Source organism: Pseudomonas sp. MAG002Y, from assembly GCF_019400845.1.
GTDB classification, from domain to species: domain Bacteria; phylum Pseudomonadota; class Gammaproteobacteria; order Pseudomonadales; family Pseudomonadaceae; genus Chryseomonas; species Chryseomonas luteola.
On sequence record NZ_WOEJ01000004.1, the window covers coordinates 192340 to 210619 of the forward strand.

The following is an 18280-nucleotide window of genomic DNA, read 5'->3' on the forward strand; positions in this document are numbered from 1 at the left end:
TCGTCGTACCGACGTTAATGAAGAGGAATTGGAATGGAGTGGCTGACAAGCCCGGAAATCTGGGTGGCTTTCTTTACCCTGACGGCCCTGGAAATCGTATTGGGTATCGACAACATCATCATGATCTCGATCCTGGTGAGCCGTATGCCCAAGGCGATGCAACCACGCACACGTTTCTTCGGCCTGGCACTGGCCATGGTGACACGGATCCTGCTGTTGCTCTCGATCACTTGGGTGATGCGCCTGACGGCCGATCTGTTCCATGTGTTTGGCCAAGGCATCTCCGGGCGCGACCTCATTCTGTTCTTTGGTGGCCTGTTCCTCCTGTACAAGAGCAGTACCGAGATCTATCACGGCCTGGAAGGTGAAGAGGAAGAAAGCGACGAGCCTAAGGGCAAGGGCGGCAGCTTTATCTCTACCATCGTCCAGATCGCGATCATCGACATCGTGTTCTCGCTGGACTCGGTCATTACGGCAGTGGGTATGGTGCAACATGTACCAGTGATGGTTGCGGCGATCATTGTTGCAGTACTGGTGATGATGCTGGCAGCGGGTGGTATCAGCAGCTTCATCGACAAGCACCCTAGCCTGAAGATGCTCGCACTATCCTTCCTGATCGTAGTAGGTACTGTGCTGATCGCTGAGAGTTTTGAGATTCACGTACCCAAGGGCTATGTCTACTTCGCCATGGCGTTCTCGCTGGCAGTGGAAGCCATCAATATCCGCATGCGTACCGCAGCCGCCCGCAAGAAGGCCCAGCAAGGGCATCCTGTGAAACTGCGTAAGAATACGCCGTAAGCCCTACGGCAGTGAAAGCCCCGGTTTACCGGGGCTTTTTTATGGCTTCCTTTCACCAGGCATAAAAAAGCCCACCCGCCTTTCAGCGAGTGGGCTTTTCAGTCGCGCGGTCGGGTTATTACACCTTGCTGCGCTCGTAACGCTTACGATCGTTTTCGTTGAGCAGCTTCTTGCGCAGACGAATCGACTTCGGGGTTACTTCAACCAACTCATCTTCAGCGATGAATTCCAGGGCCTGTTCAAGGGTGAACTTGATTGGCGGAACCAGGGCGATAACCTCGTCCTTGCCGGAAGCACGCATGTTGTCGAGCTTCTTGCCCTTGGTGGGGTTGAGCACGAGGTCGTTGTCACGGCTGTTGATACCGCATAGCTGGCCTTCATAGATTTCATCGCCAGGCGCGAGGAACAGCTTGCCGCGGCTCTGCAGAGTCTCCAGCGAATACGTCAGTGCAGTACCGGTAGCCATGGACACCAGTACGCCGTTCTGACGGTTGGTGACTTCACCTGCCTTGATCGGGCCATAGTGGCTGAAGGTCGAGGTCAGGATGCCAGTACCCGAGGTCAGAGTCAGGAAGTTGTTACGGAAGCCGATCAGACCACGTGCCGGAATGGTGTACTCCAGACGAACACGGCCTTTTCCGTCAGGGATCATGTTGCTCAGATCGCCCTTACGCAGACCCATTTGCTCCATCACGGGACCCTGGTGCTGCTCTTCGATGTCGATGGTGACGTTCTCGTACGGCTCCTGCTTCTCGCCGTTTTCGTTCTCGATGATCACCACCTCTGGACGGCCTACCGCCAGTTCAAAGCCTTCACGACGCATGTTCTCGATCAATACGGACAGGTGCAGCTCACCACGGCCAGAGACCTTGAACTTCTCGGGAGATTCGCCCTGCTCAACACGCAGTGCCACGTTGTGCAGCAGCTCCTTGTCCAGACGGTCCTTGATGTTACGGCTGGTCACGAACTTGCCTTCTTTGCCAGCGAACGGCGAGTCATTGACCTGGAAGGTCATCGAAACGGTCGGCTGGTCAACGGTCAGCGGAGGCAGCGCCTCGACGGTCTGCTGGTCGCACAGGGTATCGGAAATGAACAGCTCGTCCATGCCGCTGACGCAAACGATGTCACCGGCCTGCGCCTCAGGAACCTCGACACGCTGCAGACCGTGGTGACCCATGATCTTCAGAATGCGGCCGTTACGCTTCTTGCCATCGGCACCGATAGCGGTTACCGGAGTGTTGGCCTTGATCGTACCGCGTGCGATACGGCCAATGCCGATTACGCCGAGGAAGCTGCTGTAGTCCAGCTGGGAGATCTGCATCTGGAACGGGCCGTTCACGTCGACCTGGGGGGCCGGTACGTGGTCAATGATGGCCTGGAACACAGCATCCATGTTGTCGTCCATCTTTTCGTAGTCCATGCCGGCAATGCCGTTCAGGGCACTGGCGTAGACGATCGGGAAATCCAGCTGCTCATCGGTGGCGCCCAGATTGTCGAACAGGTCGAAGATCTGGTCGATGACCCAATCAGGACGCGCGCCCGGACGGTCGATCTTGTTCACGATCACGATCGGACGCAGGCCCGCCTTGAACGCCTTCTGGGTCACGAAACGGGTCTGAGGCATGGGGCCGTCTTGCGCGTCCACAACCAGCAGTACGGAGTCAACCATCGACATTACACGCTCTACTTCACCGCCGAAGTCAGCGTGACCGGGTGTATCCACGATGTTGATGTTATAGCCGTTCCACTTGATCGCCGTGTTCTTGGCCAGGATGGTAATACCACGCTCTCTTTCCTGGTCGTTGGAGTCCATGACGCGCTCACCTTCGGCTTCCTTGCGGTCCAGCGTACCGGACAGCTTCAGCAGCTTGTCTACCAGCGTGGTCTTGCCATGGTCAACGTGGGCGATGATGGCGATATTACGAAGATTCTCGATCACTTTTTCAGTCTCGTTATCAAGTTGAGCCGGGCCGCAGCGGCTGATCACAGCAAGCCCGACACGACATTCAGCAAAATTCATTCAAGCCCAAAGGGCATTTAATCCAGAGAAACAAAGGCGCCAATGAGATCTGCGCCTACGAGCAGCCCGACAGGCCTGCCCTCAACCCCGGTCGGGAGGGCGATGGCGAATGCTGCCGCCAAACAGCCCGGGCTGTTTAGTCCGGGCGATAAACACGTACATTCGCATGCCCCTCATTGAGCAAATGATGAGCATGCAGGCGACTCATGACACCTTTGTCACAGTAGAGAAGGTACTGGCGATTCTCGTCCAGTTCCTTGAATCGATTGTTCAGTGCAAAGAATGGCATAGCCTGCACTTCGACACCGTCCACGGCCAGAGGATCATCCTCCTGACTATCTGGGTGACGAATGTCGAGCACGATCTGACCAGGCAGCGCCTGGCTGACTTCCTCAACCTTCAAGTCCTTGCCAAGCTCGTCGATCACCTTGTCGACTGTCATCATCGTAGCGCGCTCAAGGGCTGCGTCCAGGATGGTCATGTCGAATTTGGTTTCTTCGTGCTCCACACGGTAGCCCTTGGCCTTGGTCGTCGGGTTCACCGAAATCACGCCGCAGTACTCCGGCATGTGCTTGGCAAATGCCGCCGTGCCGATCTGTTCGGCCGTGTCGATGATGTCCTGCTTGTGACTGGCCAGCAGTGGACGCAGCACCAGCGTATCGGTGACACGGTCGATTACGGCCAGGTTGGGCAGGGTCTGGCTGGAAACCTGCGAGATCGCCTCGCCCGTGACCAACGCATCGATGTCCAGGCGCTCGGCCATGCGGCTGGCTGCGCGCAGCATCATGCGCTTGAGGATGACGCCCATCTGGCTGTCATCTACCTTGGTCAGGATCTCGCCGACCACCTCTTCGAACGGCACGCTGATAAACAGCACGCGCTGGGAGCGGCCGAATTTCTCCCACAGATAATGGGCAACTTCCATAACGCCCAATTCATGGGCACGCCCACCCAGGTTGAAGAAGCAGAAATGACTGACCAGGCCGCGACGCATCATCTGGTAGGCAGCAACGGTTGAGTCGTAACCACCGGACATGAGCACCAGCACCTGTTCGAGGGCACCCAGTGGATACCCTCCCAGACCGTCGTGCTGCCGATCAATCACAAACAGGCGGTCATGGCGGATCTCAATGCGTGCAAGCACCTCGGGATCCTTAAGGGAAATCCCTGCACCGCCACAGCGCTGGCGCAGTCCGCCCCCGACGTAGCGCTCTACGTCCATGGAGCTGAAATCATGTTTGCCGGCCCGCTTGCAGCGCAAGGAGAATGCCTTGCCGCGAATGCGCTCACCGAAATGCTGGATGCATTTGTCGAGAATATCTTCGAAGTCACCCAGCGGGTATTCATGGACCTCCAGGAAATGACCGATCCCTGGCGTGCAGGATAGGCGCTCGATCATCTCGCGCAGAACCTTCGGCTCGGTCTGCTGTGTTTCGACTTCCAGGTTATCCCACTCACCCTCCACCGTCAGGTTCGGGTCCAGATCCCTCAAGACCACCCGGATATTCTTCGCCAGCTGGCGAATGAAACGCTTGCGCACCGGACGACTTTTGATAGTGATTTCCGGAAAGACTTTGACGATGAGCTTCATGAAATTTTAAAGAAGAGCGGAAACGACGAGAAAAGGTCGACAAGTATAGCTCAAACTGAAAGTTCTGACTTCCATTGGTCTAAATACATAAAAGCACCAATTTGGTGCTATAAAAAATATAAAGCACGCTTTTGGTGCTCGGTGGTCTATTCCAGAGGCACCATTAACGGCCAAGGCCTAGTGTTAGTGCGGCCCTGTCCATTACAGGGCACTGGCACGCTACTTGCTCCCTTGTGAGGCAGTAGCCCTTAGGCGAGGATAGGGCTCTTCTGAAAGCGCAACCGTTTTCAGAAGTGCCCTTGCTACGGGTACACCTGATCCTGGGAGTTACGCCAACCGCTCCCAGCCTCAATCCCTCTGGAGGAAAACATGTCGAAGGCGGTTCAACTGATCAAAGAAAACGACGTGAAGTGGATAGACCTGCGCTTCACGGACACCAAGGGAAAGCAGCAGCACGTTACTATGCCCGCTCGCGACGCCCTCGATGAAGACTTCTTCGAACACGGCAAAATGTTCGACGGCTCCTCCATTGCTGGCTGGAAAGGTATCGAAGCTTCCGACATGATCCTGATGCCGGACGACAGCACCGCCGTGCTGGATCCGTTCACTGAAGAGCCGACCGTGATCCTGGTCTGCGACATCATCGAACCGTCCACCATGCAGCCTTATGAGCGTGATCCCCGTGCGATTGCCAAGGCCGCTGAAGAGTATCTGAAATCCACCGGTATCGGTGACACTGTATTCGTAGGTCCAGAGCCCGAGTTCTTCATCTTCGACGAAGTGAAGTTCAAGTCTGACATCTCCGGCTCCATGTTTAAGATCTTCTCCGAACAGGCGTCCTGGAACACTGACGCTGATTTCGAAAGCGGCAACAAGGGCCACCGTCCGGGCGTCAAGGGCGGCTACTTCCCGGTTCCGCCGGTCGACCACGACCACGAAATCCGTACAGCCATGTGTAATGCGCTGGAAGAAATGGGTCTGGTTGTTGAAGTTCACCACCATGAAGTGGCGACTGCCGGCCAGAACGAGATCGGCGTGAAGTTCAACACGCTGGTAGCCAAGGCGGACGAAGTCCAGACGCTGAAGTACTGCGTACACAACGTCGCTGATGCCTACGGCAAGACCGTAACCTTCATGCCGAAGCCGCTGTATGGCGATAACGGCTCGGGCATGCACGTTCACATGTCTATCTCCAAGGAAGGCAAGAACACGTTCGCAGGCGAAGGCTATGCTGGCCTGTCCGATACTGCCCTGTACTTCATCGGCGGCATCATCAAGCATGGCAAGGCCCTGAACGGCTTTACCAACCCGTCCACCAACTCCTATAAGCGTCTGGTTCCCGGCTTTGAAGCACCGGTCATGTTAGCCTACTCGGCTCGCAACCGTTCCGCCTCGATCCGTATCCCCTACGTTTCCAGCCCGAAAGCCCGCCGTATCGAAGCGCGCTTCCCGGACCCGGCGGCTAACCCTTACCTGTGCTTCGCTGCACTGCTGATGGCGGGCCTGGATGGTATCCAGAACAAGATTCACCCTGGCGATGCTGCCGACAAGAACCTGTACGACCTGCCGCCAGAAGAGGCCAAGCAGATCCCGCAGGTATGTGGCAGCCTGAAGGAAGCGCTGGAGTCCCTGGACGCTGACCGCGCGTTCCTGACCAAGGGTGGCGTCTTCACTGATGAGTTCATCGATACCTATATCGAGCTCAAGAGCGAAGAAGAGATCAAGGTTCGCACCTTCGTTCACCCGCTGGAATACGACCTGTACTACAGCGTCTAAGCCACCGGTTGTACAGCAGAGGCCTCCTTCGGGAGGCCTTTTGCTTATGGGCGCTTGTCATAAGGGCCTGTCAGTGCAACGCTTATGACTTACTTCTTTCTCTATGTGACGCTAGTGTCACCCTAGGAACAGATATGCGCCTGCTGTTCGCCAGCCTAGTGTTTGCCATGACCTTGCCTGTTCACGCCGAAATCTATCGCTCGGTAGGCCCGAACGGCCAAACAGTCTTCAGCGACCAGCCGCCAGCGAACGCGCCTGCCGAACGGGTCGAACTGCAGCGCCCCAACACCGTGAAAGCCGAGACGCCGGCGTCGACCGCGCCCTCTCCGTCCCCGCCCGACACGGGCGCAGCCACGAGTCAGCCTTATCAAACCCTGCGCCTGGATGCGCCTGACGATGAAGCGCTACGAGCGAACAATGGCACTTTTTCCATTAGCGCGACCATAACGCCTGCCCTGTCACCCGGCCATGAACTTCGCCTGCTGGTGGATGGGCAACCTTATGGTGAGCCGGCCCGAGCACCTTTTTTTCATCTGACTAACATAGACCGTGGCACACACAGCTTGGCCATAGAGGTGGTCGAAGGTACACGTGTCGTACAACAGAGCGAGCCCGTTGAGATCACGGTGCAACGCATCAGCCTCAACAGTCCGAGTCGTTGATCCTTACCGATGCGCTTCATTTATCTGCTTGTACTACTCTTCCTGACGCAGCCGACCTTTGCAGCCGTGTACACCTACACCGATGCCGAAGGTAACCGCATCTTCACAGATAGCCCTCCAAAGGGCATCAAGGCCAACCCTGTCACGATTCAGCCTTCCAACAGCATGCCGTCGCCTGCTGCACCACGCACGATCAAGCTGTCACCCTCCAATCCGGATATTCGTAAACCGGTGCAGCCATCCGCCCCACCGCCACCGGCTCAGATCGCGTCCTACCAGATGCTGCGCATTCTTGTACCGGAGCCGGACGCTACGATTCGGAGCAATGCCGGTGAGCTGATCGTAACAGCCACCAGCGATCCAGAACTGATGCCTACTCATTTCTACCGGCTGATTCTGGATGGCCAACCCGCAGGAGCCCCTGGGCGCAGTCCGGTATTTCCACTTGAAAACCTGGATCGGGGCACGCATCAGATCGCGGTGGAGATCGTTACGGAAGGCGGCGTCGTGGTCGAGCGTACGCCTAGCCAACCTTTCCATATGAAGCGCATGTCGCTGTCTCAGCGGCGTCTGGCCAACCCCTGCAAGGACGGTGAGTGGGGTATTCGTCCCGAATGTCCGCTTTCTGAAAAACCCGAAGAAGAATAAAGCGCCAGCCCCTTATGCACCATATCAGTGCAATACTGTAGGCCGCACCAAAACGAGACATCCTGATTAGCTAGAAAACAGCTTAAGGCTACGTGCAGTGCACAGGTTATGGGCTTGCCCTAACACAGGGCAGCCTATTTACGTAGCTTGGTTTGTTTCTTGCATTTTCATGGGTCGTCACATCAAAGCTGATTCGCCATGCCTACGGAAATGATGCATCGTCTGCTGCTGGATAACCTTACGACGGCAGTCATTCTGCTCAACGCCGAGCTGCGCCTTGAGTACATGAATCCGGCAGCTGAAATGCTGTTGGCCGTCAGCGGTCAGCGTAGCCACGGTCAATTCATCAGTGAATTGTTCACCGAGTCGCCGGAAGCGCTCCAAGCCCTTCGTCAGGCAGTGGAGCACTCGCACCCGTTTACCAAGCGTGAAGCACTGCTGGTGTCCACTACAGGCAACAACCTGACGGTGGATTATGCTGTTACGCCTGTGCTCAGCCCTTCTACGACCTACCTGTTGCTGGAGGTGCATCCCAGGGATCGTCTCCTGCGAATTACCAAAGAGGAAGCCCAGCTTTCCAAACAGGAAACGACCAAACTGCTGGTTCGCGGGCTTGCCCATGAGATCAAGAATCCCCTTGGAGGTATCCGTGGCGCTGCGCAACTCCTCTCTCGAGAGTTACCGGACGAGTCCCTGAAGGATTACACGAACGTCATCATTGAGGAGTCTGACCGCCTGCGCAACCTAGTGGATCGCATGCTCGGCTCCAACAAGCTGCCCAAACTGGCACGTACCAATATTCATGAGGTGCTAGAGCGTGTTTGCAGTCTGGTGGATGCCGAAAGCCAGGGTGGTATCTCTCTGGTACGCGATTACGATCCGAGCATTCCGGACCTCCTTATCGACAAGGAGCAGTTGATCCAGGCAGTCCTCAATATTGTGCGAAACGCCATGCAGGCCATTTCCGAACACAATGAGCTGCGCCTGGGACGTATCACGCTGCGGACGCGTGCGCTCCGCCAGTTCACTATTGCCCATATTCGCCATCGGTTGGTGTGCAAGGTCGAAATCATCGATAACGGCCCGGGTATTCCTGCCGACATGCAGGAAACCATCTTCTATCCGATGGTCAGCGGTCGCCCAGACGGGACCGGTCTGGGCCTGGCCATCACGCAAAACATCATTTCTCAGCACCAAGGCCTTATCGAGTGCCTGAGTCAACCTGGACACACTGCCTTCAGTATTTTCCTGCCGTTGGATAAGGAGCCTTTATGAGCCGTTCGGAGACCGTCTGGATCGTCGACGACGACCGTTCCATTCGCTGGGTACTAGAAAAGGCCCTTCAGCAGGAAGGCATGACGACCGTTGCCTTTGAGAATGCGGACAGCGTCATGAATCGGCTCGGCCGCCAGCAGCCGGATGTCATCATTTCCGATATTCGCATGCCTGGCGCCAGTGGCCTGGACTTATTGTCACGCATTCGGGAGGTTCACCCTCGTCTGCCTGTGATCATCATGACGGCACATTCGGATCTCGACAGCGCTGTCGCCTCCTATCAAGGGGGCGCGTTTGAATACCTGCCCAAGCCGTTCGACGTCGATGAGGCCGTCGCGTTGGTCAAGCGCGCCGGCCAGCATGCCCAGGAACAGCAGGGATTCGAGGAGCCCGCTCACCTGACGCGAACACCGGAAATCATTGGTGAAGCGCCGGCAATGCAGGAGGTGTTTCGCGCCATCGGCCGGCTCTCCCATTCCAACATTACGGTTCTGATCAATGGCGAGTCGGGCACAGGTAAAGAGCTGGTTGCCCATGCCCTGCACCGCCACAGCCCGCGTGCGGCTGCGCCTTTCATTGCGCTGAACATGGCCGCCATTCCCAAGGACTTGATGGAGTCCGAGCTGTTCGGCCACGAAAAAGGGGCCTTCACAGGCGCGGCCAACCAGCGTCGAGGCCGTTTCGAGCAGGCCGATGGTGGAACCTTGTTTCTTGATGAGATCGGAGACATGCCAGCTGATACCCAGACGCGCCTGCTGCGGGTCTTGGCCGATGGTGAGTTCTATCGCGTAGGGGGCCATACCCCAGTCAAGGTGGATGTCCGCATCATTGCCGCAACCCACCAGAACCTGGAGGGTCTGGTCCGGGATGGCAAGTTTCGCGAGGACCTGTTTCATCGCCTCAACGTGATTCGTATTCACATCCCTCGCCTGGCTGATCGCCGCGAGGATATTCCAGCGCTGGCCCGGCATTTCCTGGCACGAGCGGCGCAAGAGCTGGCGGTAGAACCCAAGACGCTAAGACCGGAAACCGAGGAGTACATGAAGGGCCTGTCCTGGCAAGGTAACGTCCGGCAACTGGAAAATACCTGTCGCTGGATCACGGTGATGGCGTCCAGCCGGGAGGTACTGATCGATGACCTGCCGCCGGAACTCCTTAGCCAGCCGCAGGATGCGCAACCCGCCGCCAACTGGGAACAAGCCTTGCGTCACTGGGCGGATCAGGCATTGACTCGTGGACAGTCAAGCCTTCTAGACAGTGCCGTGCCTGCTTTTGAGCGAATCATGATCGAGACCGCGCTCAAGCATACCGCCGGCCGCCGTCGTGATGCCGCGGTTCTCCTGGGCTGGGGACGCAACACGCTGACCCGGAAGATCAAAGAGCTGGGCATGAAAGTCGATGGCCCCGATGAAGAGGGTGAAGACTAAGCCCTATAGGCTAAAAGGCGCCTTAAACGGCGCTTTTTATGCCTGAACTTTTTGTTCAAAAAATTATGAAAAGTTGGCACGCCGCCTGCTATGTACTTGGTAACCAACCTTTTTGGGGACCTCGGTACAGGCAGGCTGGGGAATCCCCTTTTTATTTCAAGACCACCTTCGGGTGGTCTTTTTTTGTTCTGAGATAAAAGGCTACTTCTCAGGCCTTTAAAATCAATAGGTTACAGATACAAAGCTGAAGCCCTTCAATTGCACTGGCTTTACAAGAAACACAGCACCATAAAAGAAGAATAATGTTTAGCATTCAAGGCTTGCACCAAAAATGTGCAGCAATTGAAATTTGCCTTAATTGTGCGCACGTTTACTGGCCAGCTGAGATCAGTGGAACCTCAATGACCAATTCCCAGTGGTCGCCTTCCTTTTTGTCCAAGTGGTCCTGAGTAGCCAGGGCTCCTCCTAGTCCAACTACAAGCACGTTGACGTCCTTGCCCTGCTGAGTGACTGACCAGGAAAAGCTGCGTGACTCTTTTGTTTTTACCTGAGCACTTTGATTGCCGCCTACCAAACTTATGTTGGGCAAACGCAGATTCAACGCACCGTCTGGGCGATAGCGCTCATACTGAAGGGCCTTGTTCAGGGACAGCACCAGACGATACATAGGCCTCCCAGAGCCTTCGTCAACGTATTCTGCAGCCTGAGCCACGCGTATCTGAGGAACGATTGGCTGCCGAGGCCCTACATCGCCGTGATAGATCCGGCCGACCATCAGCCCGAACAGCAGCCCGCCCAGTGACATGGCGCCCAACCACACTAGGAGGCGGCGATTGCGAGTCTGTAGCTCACGGCGTAGCTCTTCAGGATCATCCACCCGTTGGAGTTCTCTTTCACGAGCAGCCTTAGCTTCGCGTACCTCGAGAAACAGACGGCGTACGGCATGAAACAGGCGACTCAACATGCCACCGTTCCGCAACCAGCCCATATCCACCGTACGAAGCAGCAGCCATTGTCGCCGGGTGGCGTTACCATACCGCTCTTTATTCCTGTGTTAGCTACCATGTTTGACGTCATTCTGTTCGAGCCGGAAATTCCGCCCAATACGGGCAATATCATTCGCTTGTGTGCCGTTACCGGCTGCCGTCTGCATCTGATCGAGCCACTTGGCTTTGCGCTTGACGACAAAAAACTCCGTCGCGCCGGGTTGGACTACCATGAGTGGTCGACCGTGCGGTGTCACGCATCGCTGTCAGCTTGTATAGCAGATTTACAACCCCGTCGGCTGATGGCCTTTTCTACCAAGGCTACACAGTCCTATGCCGATGTCCGCTATGAAGTAGGCGATGCCCTGCTGTTTGGTCCCGAGAGCCGCGGGCTGCCAGCCGAGGTGCGTGATGCCCTTCCCCACGAGCACCTGCTACGCCTGCCCATGCTGCCGGATCGTCGCAGCCTCAATCTCTCCAACGCGGTAGCCATTACCGTTTACGAGGGCTGGCGCCAGCTGGGCTTTTTCATGCCGGAATAAATCACTGCAGCATAAAAAAACGCCCCGAAGGGCGTTTTTTCTACAGCGTAGATCAGGCCTGACCTGCAGTCTGCATGCGCGACAGCTCTTGAGCGTACAGCGCATCGAAGTTCACCGGCGACAGCATCAGCGCCGGGAAGGAACCACGCACGACCATGCTGTCCAGTGTTTCACGTGCATAAGGGAACAGGATGTTCGGGCAGAAGGCGCCCAGCGCATGACTCATGGAAGAGGCATCCAGACCCTTGATCAGGAAGATACCGGCCTGTTGTACTTCAGCAACAAAAGCGGTGTCTTCACCGTTCTTCACCGTTACGGTCAGCGTGAGGACGACTTCGTAGAAATCTTCGTTCAGCGCCTTCTGGCGGGTGGATAGATCCAGGTTGACGTTTGGCTGCCAGTCCTGACGGAAGATGTCCGGGCTCTTGGGCGCCTCGAAAGACAGGTCGCGAATATAGATACGTTGCAGGGAGAACTGAGCGCCTTCTTCAGTCTGCTGCGCTCCGTTTAGGTTATCAGTCATGACAGAACCTTATTGTTTATCGGTTAATTCAGGCAGAGAGGAGCGGGTCGAGACGGCCTGAGCGCTCGAGCGCATACAGATCGTCGCAGCCACCCACATGGGTTTCGCCAATCCAGATCTGCGGAACACTGGTCCGGCCGGCCTTGCGTGTCATTTCACTGCGCACTGCAGGCTGGCCATCGACGGCAATTTCTTGGTACTTCACACCTTTACTGTCGAGCAGGTGCTTGGCTCGATGGCAGTAAGGACACCAGGCACTGGTGTAGATGATGACTTCAGGCATGAGAGTACCTCCTGTCCGACAATTAGTTTTTCACGAGCGGCAGGTTTTCCCCACGCCAGGTAGAGAGACCTCCCGTCAACCGGGCCGTAGTGAATCCGGCCTGTTGTAGCGGCGTACAGGCAGCGCCGGCCTGCTGACCATTGCTGTCGACAACGATAAGGGTCTTATCCTTGTGCTTCTCCAATTGGGACAGGCTGCTGGCCAGTTTGTCCTGAGGAATGTTCATTGCACCGACGATATGACCGGTAGCGAACTCCTTCTTCGGACGAATGTCCAGCACAATGCCCTGCTCTGTATTGAGAAGCTTGGTCAGCTCCGCCGTTGACAGGCTGCGCCCGCTACGACGTGTCTCGTGTATCAGCAGAAGGATCAAGAGCACCAACAAGGCGCCAACAAGCAAGTAATGGTGAGTGGCGAACTCGATCAGCCGGGAAACGAATTGCATGGCACGAAGTATCCGGAGTCAAAAAATGCTGGCCAGTATACACACGCGACCTCATGCACCATACCCTGCATGCGTGGCGTCGCTAGGCGTTTGGCAGTTACACTTCAGATAACCGTTGCCTTTCGAAACAGCGCTAACAAGAGTCCGAAATCATGGCATTCACACCCAAACCTCTGGTCCTGATCATCCTCGACGGCTTTGGCCACAGCGAGGAAACCAAGCACAATGCCATTTACGCGGCAAAAAAGCCGGTCTGGGATCGCCTGCTGGCGACACAGCCCCATGGTCTGATCTCCGGCTCCGGCATGGATGTGGGCCTGCCTGACGGCCAGATGGGCAACTCCGAGGTAGGTCACATGAACCTGGGAGCCGGCCGTGTGGTGTATCAGGATTTCACCCGTATCACCAAGGCCATCCGCGATGGCGAGTTCTTCGAGAATCCGGTCATTGGCGAAGCCGTCGACAAGGCAGTCGGCGCAGGCAAGGCCGTCCATATCCTGGGCCTGATGTCCGACGGCGGCGTCCATAGCCACCAGGACCATCTGGTTGCCATGGCAGAGCTGGCGGCCAAGCGTGGCGCCGAGAAGATCTACCTGCACGCCTTCCTCGACGGTCGCGATACACCGCCCAGGAGCGCGCAAAGCTCGATCGACCTGCTAGACGCCACCTTTGCCCGCCTGGGCAAAGGCCGTATCGTGTCGCTGATTGGCCGCTATTTCTCCATGGACCGCGACAATCGCTGGGACCGCGTATCCGCTGCGTACAACCTCATTACGGACGGCACCGCGGAATACCATGCGGCAACGGCCACCGAAGGCCTCAACGCAGCGTACGAGCGCGGCGAGAGCGATGAATTCGTCAAGGCAACAACCGTCGGGACTCCCGTCAAAGTGGAAGACGGTGACGCCGTGGTATTCATGAACTTCCGCGCTGACCGCGCCCGTGAACTGTCCCGTGCGTTTGTCGAGCCGGACTTCAAGGAATTCCCCCGTACCCGGACGCTAAACCTGGCAGGCTATGTCATGCTGACCCAATATGCTGCCAGCATTCCTGCACCCAGTGCCTTTACCCCGGAAAGCTTGAACAATGTCCTGGGTGAATACCTGGCCAAGAACGGCAAGACTCAGCTGCGGATTGCCGAAACCGAGAAATATGCGCACGTCACGTTCTTTTTCTCGGGCGGTCGGGAAGAACCCTTCGAGGGCGAGGAACGTATCCTGATCCCCTCCCCCAAGGTTGCCACCTATGACATGCAGCCTGAAATGAGCGCCCCGGAAGTTACCGACAAGATTGTCGATGCGATTGAAAACCAGCGCTACGATGTCATCATCGCCAACTATGCCAATGGCGACATGGTGGGCCATACCGGTGTATTCGAGGCGGCAGTCAAAGCAGTGGAATGCCTGGACGCCTGCATGGGACGCATTGTGGAAGCGCTGGACAAGGTCGGCGGCGAGGCCATCATTACGGCAGACCACGGCAATGTCGAGCAGATGGAAGATGAATCCACGGGTCAGGCGCATACTGCGCATACCACCGAGCCGGTTCCGTTCGTTTATGTAGGCAAGCGCTCCGTTCACATTCGTGAAGGCGGTGTACTGGCCGATGTAGCGCCCACCTTGCTGACGCTTATGGGTATGGAGCAACCCAAGGAGATGACCGGTCGTACGATCATTACCGTGAATTAAATATCACGGCCTGCTCATTTACCCGATTGGGAGTATCGTTGCGTCTCTGAGGACTCAGCGGTACTTCTGATCATCAACCAATAAAAGAGCACCTAGTCATCTACGGCTCGTCTCGCCGTTTTTTTTGCTAGCCGCCCCGTGCATACTAGGGCGCTTCCTCATGGGATATTTGTTACTCGATGCTTCGCGCCCTTACCCTCGTTCTTCTTGCATGTCTGCTTACTCCGGCCGTGGCCGATCAGCGCGAGGATACCCAGCGCCAGCTGGAAGCCACCAAGCGTGACATCGCCGAACTGCAGAAGCTCTTGCAAGGCATCCAGACCGAAAAGTCCGGCGTGCAAAAGCAGCTCAAATCGACCGAAACGGAGATGGGCGACCTGGAAAAGCAGGTCAAGGATCTCCAGGATCAGTTGGATCAAGGTCAGGAAAAGCTGAAGAAGCTGGATGACCAGAAAAAAAAACTCGATCAGTCACGCCTTGAGCAACAAAAACTGATCGCTATTCAGATTCGTGCCGCTTATCAAAGCGGCCGTCAGGAATACCTGAAGTTGCTCCTTAATCAGGAACAACCGGAAAAGGTCAGTCGCACCCTGACCTACTATAACTATGTCAATCAGGCCCGCCTCGACCAACTCGCGACATTCAACGACACCCTGAAACAGCTAGCCGGGGTAGAGAGTGACATTCGTAACGAGCAATCGCAGCTGACCGCTCAGCAAGCCGCTTTGCAGGAGCGGCAGGACAAGCTGGCCGAAGTCCGCAAGGCACGCCAGGAGACCCTGGCCAAGCTGAACAGCGACTACTCCGACCGCAACCGTGCGCTGCAATCGCGTGAGCAGGATCAGGCAGAACTCGGCAAGGTCCTGAAAACCATTGAAGAGACACTGGCCCGCCAGGCTCGTGAGGCTGAGCAGGCTCGCCAGCGTGCACTGGCACAGGCGCGGGAAGCGGAAGAGCGTAGTCGCGCAAGCAGCAAAACGACACGGCCAACGAACACACCGGGCCTTGCGGTGTCTAGTTCTGCACCAGGCTTTGGCGGTCCGTTTGCCAGCGCACAAGGCAAGCTGCCTTGGCCTGTGAACGGTCGCCTGCTGGCACGCTTTGGCAGTCCGCGTGGCGATGACCCGCGCGCCAAATGGGATGGTGTACTGATTTCAGCCAGCGCAGGCACCCAGGTACACGCTATTCATGCGGGCCGGGTAGTGTTTGCCGACTGGTTACGAGGGGCCGGACAGCTGGTGATCATTGATCACGGCAACGGCTATCTCAGTTTATACGGGCATAATCAAAGCTTGTTAAAGAGTGCAGGTGATCAGGTCAAGGCGGGCGATGCGATTGCAACCGTCGGGACCAGCGGAGGTCAGGACACCCCTGCCCTCTATTTCGCCATACGTCAGAAGGGTCGTCCGTCGGATCCGCTTACCTGGTGCCGTGCCCAGGGTTAGTGCCGGACACATTAGGAGCTACGCATGCCGCATTGCTTTCGTCTCACCGCCTTGGCTTTCTCGCTGATAGGGCTGAGTGGCGTTTCAACCGCCTGGGCCCAGCAACAGACGCCAGGAGAAGTGCCCGCCGCGGTGACCCCGGTCGAAGGGGCAGCAGCGCCCATCAACAATGCGCCGCTTCCACTCGAAGAGCTGCGTACGTTCGCTGAGGTGATGGACCGCATCAAGGCAGCCTATGTCGAGCCGGTGGATGACAAGACTCTGCTCGAAAACGCCATCAAGGGCATGCTGAGCAACCTGGACCCGCATTCGGCATACCTTGAACCCAAGGATTTTGCTGAGCTTCAGGAAACCACCAGCGGCGAATTTGGTGGTCTGGGGATCGAAGTGGGTCAGGAGGACGGTTTCGTAAAAGTGGTCTCCCCTATTGATGACACGCCGGCTGCTAAGGCCGGTATCCAGCCGGGAGACCTGATCGTCAAGATCGATGGCCAGCCCACCAAGGGTCAGTCCATCAGCCAGTCCGTGGACAAGATGCGCGGCAAGATTGGCAGTCCGATTACCCTGACTATCGTACGCGGCGGTGGCCGCCCCTTCGATGTCAAGCTCAACCGGGCCGTCATCAAGGTCAAGAGCGTCAAGGCGCAACTGCTGGAGCCTAACTACGGCCTGCTGCGCATTTCGCAGTTCCAGGTAAACACGGGCGATGAAGTAACAAAGGCCTTCCAGCAGCTTCGCAAAGAGAACAAGGGCAATAAGCTCAACGGCCTGGTGCTCGACCTGCGAAACAACCCCGGCGGCGTCTTGCAGGCCGCTGTCGAGGTTGCGGATGCCTTTATGACCAAGGGTCTGATCGTCTATACAAAGGGTCGCATCCAGAACTCCGAGCTGAGCTTCTCGGCCGACGCGGCTGACCCCAGCGAAGGTGTTCCGCTGGTCGTCCTCATCAACGGTGGCAGCGCGTCGGCGGCGGAAATCGTGGCGGGCGCTCTGCAGGATTCCAAGCGTGGAATCCTGATGGGTACGGATACGTTTGGTAAAGGCTCGGTGCAAACGGTTCTGCCGCTTAACAACGACCGCGCACTCAAACTGACCACAGCGCTGTATTTCACACCCAAGGGCCGATCCATTCAAGCGCAGGGCATCACCCCTGATGTGGCGGTCGCACCCGCCAAAGTCACCCCGGAAGACAATCCTGAGTTCTTCAAAGAAGCTGATCTGGCCGGTCACCTGGGTAATGCCAACGGCGGCCCGGATCGTCCTACCGGAAGCAAGGCGCCTAACCAGACGCCCCGCCCGCAAGATGATGACTTCCAGCTGTCCCAAGCCCTCAGCCTCCTGAAAGGGCTGAGCATCACACGCAATCAGTGATCAGGCGTTGGATTGGCTCGCTCCTACTGCTCGCTCTGGCAGCTGGAGCCGCTGCGGCTGAGCCACCACGCCTGAGCATCGTAATCGATGACCTGGGACAGAACCTCTCCCAGGATCGTCGCGTTCTTGGTCTGCCCGGGCCGGTGACCCTGGCCATCATGCCGGGCACATCCTTCGGCGCGACATTGGCTCGCGAAGCCCATAAGGCAGGCCGTACGGTCATTCTGCATCTGCCTATGGATCCCGCGGGCGGCCCCTTCGCCTGGCATCCCGAGCTTTCCGGTGAGGAGCGCCTTAAGCGCCTCGAAAACGCCCTGGCGACTGTCCCCTATGTCAGCGGGGTCAACAACCATGAAGGTAGTCGGATGACGGCTGATCGCCCGGCCATGAGTCAGCTCATGCAAACCCTGCAGGCCAAATCGCTATTTTTCCTCGATAGCCGTACCAGTGCAGCCACGGTTGCAGCCGCCGAAGCTCAAAAGATTGGGCTGGCGAGCCTTTCCCGCGATGTGTTCCTGGACAATGTAAACCAGGCTGATGCAATCGCAGCGCAATTGCAGGAAGGCGTCAGGCTGGCACGCAAGCAAGGCACGGCCGTTCTGATTGGTCATCCTCGTCCAGCCACGCTAAGCGTTCTGGAGCGAGAGCTGCCCACATTGATCGCCAATGGCATCGAGATTATCGATGTCGAGCAGATGATCGCTCTACGCAGCAATAAAGCCATGGCAGGTCATGGCAAGAATGGTGTGTACCGCTAAAACAAAAAACCGGAGCCAGGCTCCGGTTTTGCTACAGGACCG

17 protein-coding genes are annotated in these 18280 nt (G+C 56.9%); 11 read left to right on the top strand and 6 right to left on the bottom strand.

Features of this window, described 5'->3' with window-relative positions; translation table 11 throughout:
- Positions 1 to 33 precede the first annotated feature (33 nt).
- The gene (locus GM154_RS07830; protein WP_010796125.1) at positions 34 to 798 is read left to right on the top strand and encodes a TerC family protein; all 765 of its coding nucleotides are present in this window, start codon (positions 34 to 36) and stop codon (positions 796 to 798) included.
- Positions 799 to 916: 118 nt separating this feature from the next.
- Here the strand turns inward: GM154_RS07830 and typA are convergent, their stop codons facing one another.
- Both typA and thiI read right to left on the bottom strand, forming a co-directional pair.
- Complete coding sequence (gene typA / locus GM154_RS07835; RefSeq protein ID WP_026004159.1) at positions 917 to 2737, bottom strand: translational GTPase TypA; 1821 nt, start codon at positions 2735 to 2737, stop codon at positions 917 to 919.
- Between the two features lie 217 nt (positions 2738 to 2954).
- Positions 2955 to 4409, bottom strand: coding sequence for a tRNA uracil 4-sulfurtransferase ThiI (gene thiI / locus GM154_RS07840; RefSeq protein ID WP_219651724.1), 1455 nt, complete (start codon positions 4407 to 4409; stop codon positions 2955 to 2957).
- A 369-nt stretch (positions 4410 to 4778) separates the two neighbouring features.
- Between thiI and glnA the strand changes: the two genes are divergently transcribed.
- The 5 genes from glnA (at position 4779) to ntrC (ending at position 10197) form a co-directional block, all read left to right on the top strand.
- A complete protein-coding gene (gene glnA, locus GM154_RS07845) occupies positions 4779 to 6185 on the top strand; it encodes a glutamate--ammonia ligase (protein WP_010796128.1) in 1407 nt (468 codons plus the stop codon).
- A gap of 134 nt (positions 6186 to 6319) precedes the next feature.
- Positions 6320 to 6847, top strand: coding sequence for a DUF4124 domain-containing protein (locus GM154_RS07850; RefSeq protein WP_219651726.1), 528 nt, complete (start codon positions 6320 to 6322; stop codon positions 6845 to 6847).
- A 9-nt stretch (positions 6848 to 6856) separates the two neighbouring features.
- Positions 6857 to 7495: a DUF4124 domain-containing protein gene (locus GM154_RS07855; protein ID WP_010796130.1), complete on the top strand. Its 639-nt coding sequence runs from the start codon at positions 6857 to 6859 to the stop codon at positions 7493 to 7495.
- A 198-nt stretch (positions 7496 to 7693) separates the two neighbouring features.
- Positions 7694 to 8770, top strand: a complete 1077-nt coding sequence (gene glnL, locus GM154_RS07860; RefSeq protein ID WP_074827128.1) for a nitrogen regulation protein NR(II) — start codon at positions 7694 to 7696, stop codon at positions 8768 to 8770.
- Positions 8767 to 10197, top strand: coding sequence for a nitrogen regulation protein NR(I) (ntrC, locus tag GM154_RS07865; RefSeq protein WP_019367298.1), 1431 nt, complete (start codon positions 8767 to 8769; stop codon positions 10195 to 10197). The genes glnL and ntrC overlap by 4 nt, the downstream gene beginning before the upstream one ends.
- A 370-nt stretch (positions 10198 to 10567) precedes the next feature.
- Here ntrC and GM154_RS07870 read toward each other — a convergent pair whose 3' ends face one another.
- Positions 10568 to 11161 carry a hypothetical protein gene (locus tag GM154_RS07870; RefSeq protein WP_219651727.1) on the bottom strand — a complete coding sequence of 198 codons (594 nt, stop codon included), beginning with the start codon at positions 11159 to 11161 and terminating at the stop codon, positions 10568 to 10570.
- 99 nt (positions 11162 to 11260) lie between these two features.
- On the opposite strand from GM154_RS07870, the gene GM154_RS07875 reads away from it, so the two are divergent.
- A complete protein-coding gene (locus tag GM154_RS07875; RefSeq protein WP_010796134.1) occupies positions 11261 to 11725 on the top strand; it encodes a tRNA (cytidine(34)-2'-O)-methyltransferase in 465 nt (154 codons plus the stop codon).
- Between the two features lie 52 nt (positions 11726 to 11777).
- Here the strand turns inward: GM154_RS07875 and secB are convergent, their stop codons facing one another.
- From secB to GM154_RS07890, 3 genes are read right to left on the bottom strand one after another with little or no spacing between them, the layout of a single operon-like run.
- Positions 11778 to 12248, bottom strand: coding sequence for a protein-export chaperone SecB (gene secB, locus GM154_RS07880; protein WP_010796135.1), 471 nt, complete (start codon positions 12246 to 12248; stop codon positions 11778 to 11780).
- Positions 12249 to 12276: 28 nt separating this feature from the next.
- Positions 12277 to 12531 (bottom strand): glutaredoxin 3, encoded by a 255-nt coding sequence (grxC, locus tag GM154_RS07885; RefSeq protein WP_010796136.1) that lies wholly within the window; start codon positions 12529 to 12531, stop codon positions 12277 to 12279.
- Between the two features lie 22 nt (positions 12532 to 12553).
- Positions 12554 to 12976, bottom strand: coding sequence for a rhodanese-like domain-containing protein (locus tag GM154_RS07890; protein WP_219651729.1), 423 nt, complete (start codon positions 12974 to 12976; stop codon positions 12554 to 12556).
- A gap of 152 nt (positions 12977 to 13128) precedes the next feature.
- Here GM154_RS07890 and gpmI point away from each other — a divergent pair, with 152 nt between their 5' ends.
- The 4 genes from gpmI to GM154_RS07910 all read left to right on the top strand — a co-directional run bounded on the left by gpmI (position 13129) and on the right by GM154_RS07910 (position 18238).
- Positions 13129 to 14664: a 2,3-bisphosphoglycerate-independent phosphoglycerate mutase gene (gene gpmI / locus GM154_RS07895; protein ID WP_074827132.1), complete on the top strand. Its 1536-nt coding sequence runs from the start codon at positions 13129 to 13131 to the stop codon at positions 14662 to 14664.
- Between the two features lie 179 nt (positions 14665 to 14843).
- A complete protein-coding gene (locus GM154_RS07900; RefSeq protein WP_074827134.1) occupies positions 14844 to 16109 on the top strand; it encodes a murein hydrolase activator EnvC in 1266 nt (421 codons plus the stop codon).
- Between the two features lie 24 nt (positions 16110 to 16133).
- A complete protein-coding gene (locus GM154_RS07905) occupies positions 16134 to 17480 on the top strand; it encodes a S41 family peptidase (protein ID WP_010796140.1) in 1347 nt (448 codons plus the stop codon).
- Positions 17477 to 18238, top strand: a complete 762-nt coding sequence (locus tag GM154_RS07910; protein ID WP_219651731.1) for a divergent polysaccharide deacetylase family protein — start codon at positions 17477 to 17479, stop codon at positions 18236 to 18238. The genes GM154_RS07905 and GM154_RS07910 overlap by 4 nt, the downstream gene beginning before the upstream one ends.
- Positions 18239 to 18280 lie beyond the last annotated feature (42 nt).

Excerpts from the sequence above, each read along its gene's own strand:
- GM154_RS07830 (WP_010796125.1), top strand. The coding sequence starts at position 34 with ATGGAGTGGCTGACAAGCCCGGAAATCTGGGTGGCTTTCTTTACCCTG.
- thiI (WP_219651724.1), bottom strand. The coding sequence starts at position 4,409 with ATGAAGCTCATCGTCAAAGTCTTTCCGGAAATCACTATCAAAAGTCGT.
- glnA (WP_010796128.1), top strand. The coding sequence starts at position 4,779 with ATGTCGAAGGCGGTTCAACTGATCAAAGAAAACGACGTGAAGTGGATA.
- GM154_RS07850 (WP_219651726.1), top strand. The coding sequence starts at position 6,320 with ATGCGCCTGCTGTTCGCCAGCCTAGTGTTTGCCATGACCTTGCCTGTT.
- GM154_RS07855 (WP_010796130.1), top strand. The coding sequence starts at position 6,857 with ATGCGCTTCATTTATCTGCTTGTACTACTCTTCCTGACGCAGCCGACC.
- glnL (WP_074827128.1), top strand. The coding sequence starts at position 7,694 with ATGCCTACGGAAATGATGCATCGTCTGCTGCTGGATAACCTTACGACG.
- ntrC (WP_019367298.1), top strand. The coding sequence starts at position 8,767 with ATGAGCCGTTCGGAGACCGTCTGGATCGTCGACGACGACCGTTCCATT.
- GM154_RS07870 (WP_219651727.1), bottom strand. The coding sequence starts at position 11,161 with ATGTTGAGTCGCCTGTTTCATGCCGTACGCCGTCTGTTTCTCGAGGTA.
- GM154_RS07875 (WP_010796134.1), top strand. The coding sequence starts at position 11,261 with ATGTTTGACGTCATTCTGTTCGAGCCGGAAATTCCGCCCAATACGGGC.
- secB (WP_010796135.1), bottom strand. The coding sequence starts at position 12,248 with ATGACTGATAACCTAAACGGAGCGCAGCAGACTGAAGAAGGCGCTCAG.
- grxC (WP_010796136.1), bottom strand. The coding sequence starts at position 12,531 with ATGCCTGAAGTCATCATCTACACCAGTGCCTGGTGTCCTTACTGCCAT.
- GM154_RS07890 (WP_219651729.1), bottom strand. The coding sequence starts at position 12,976 with ATGCAATTCGTTTCCCGGCTGATCGAGTTCGCCACTCACCATTACTTG.
- gpmI (WP_074827132.1), top strand. The coding sequence starts at position 13,129 with ATGGCATTCACACCCAAACCTCTGGTCCTGATCATCCTCGACGGCTTT.
- GM154_RS07900 (WP_074827134.1), top strand. The coding sequence starts at position 14,844 with ATGCTTCGCGCCCTTACCCTCGTTCTTCTTGCATGTCTGCTTACTCCG.
- GM154_RS07905 (WP_010796140.1), top strand. The coding sequence starts at position 16,134 with ATGCCGCATTGCTTTCGTCTCACCGCCTTGGCTTTCTCGCTGATAGGG.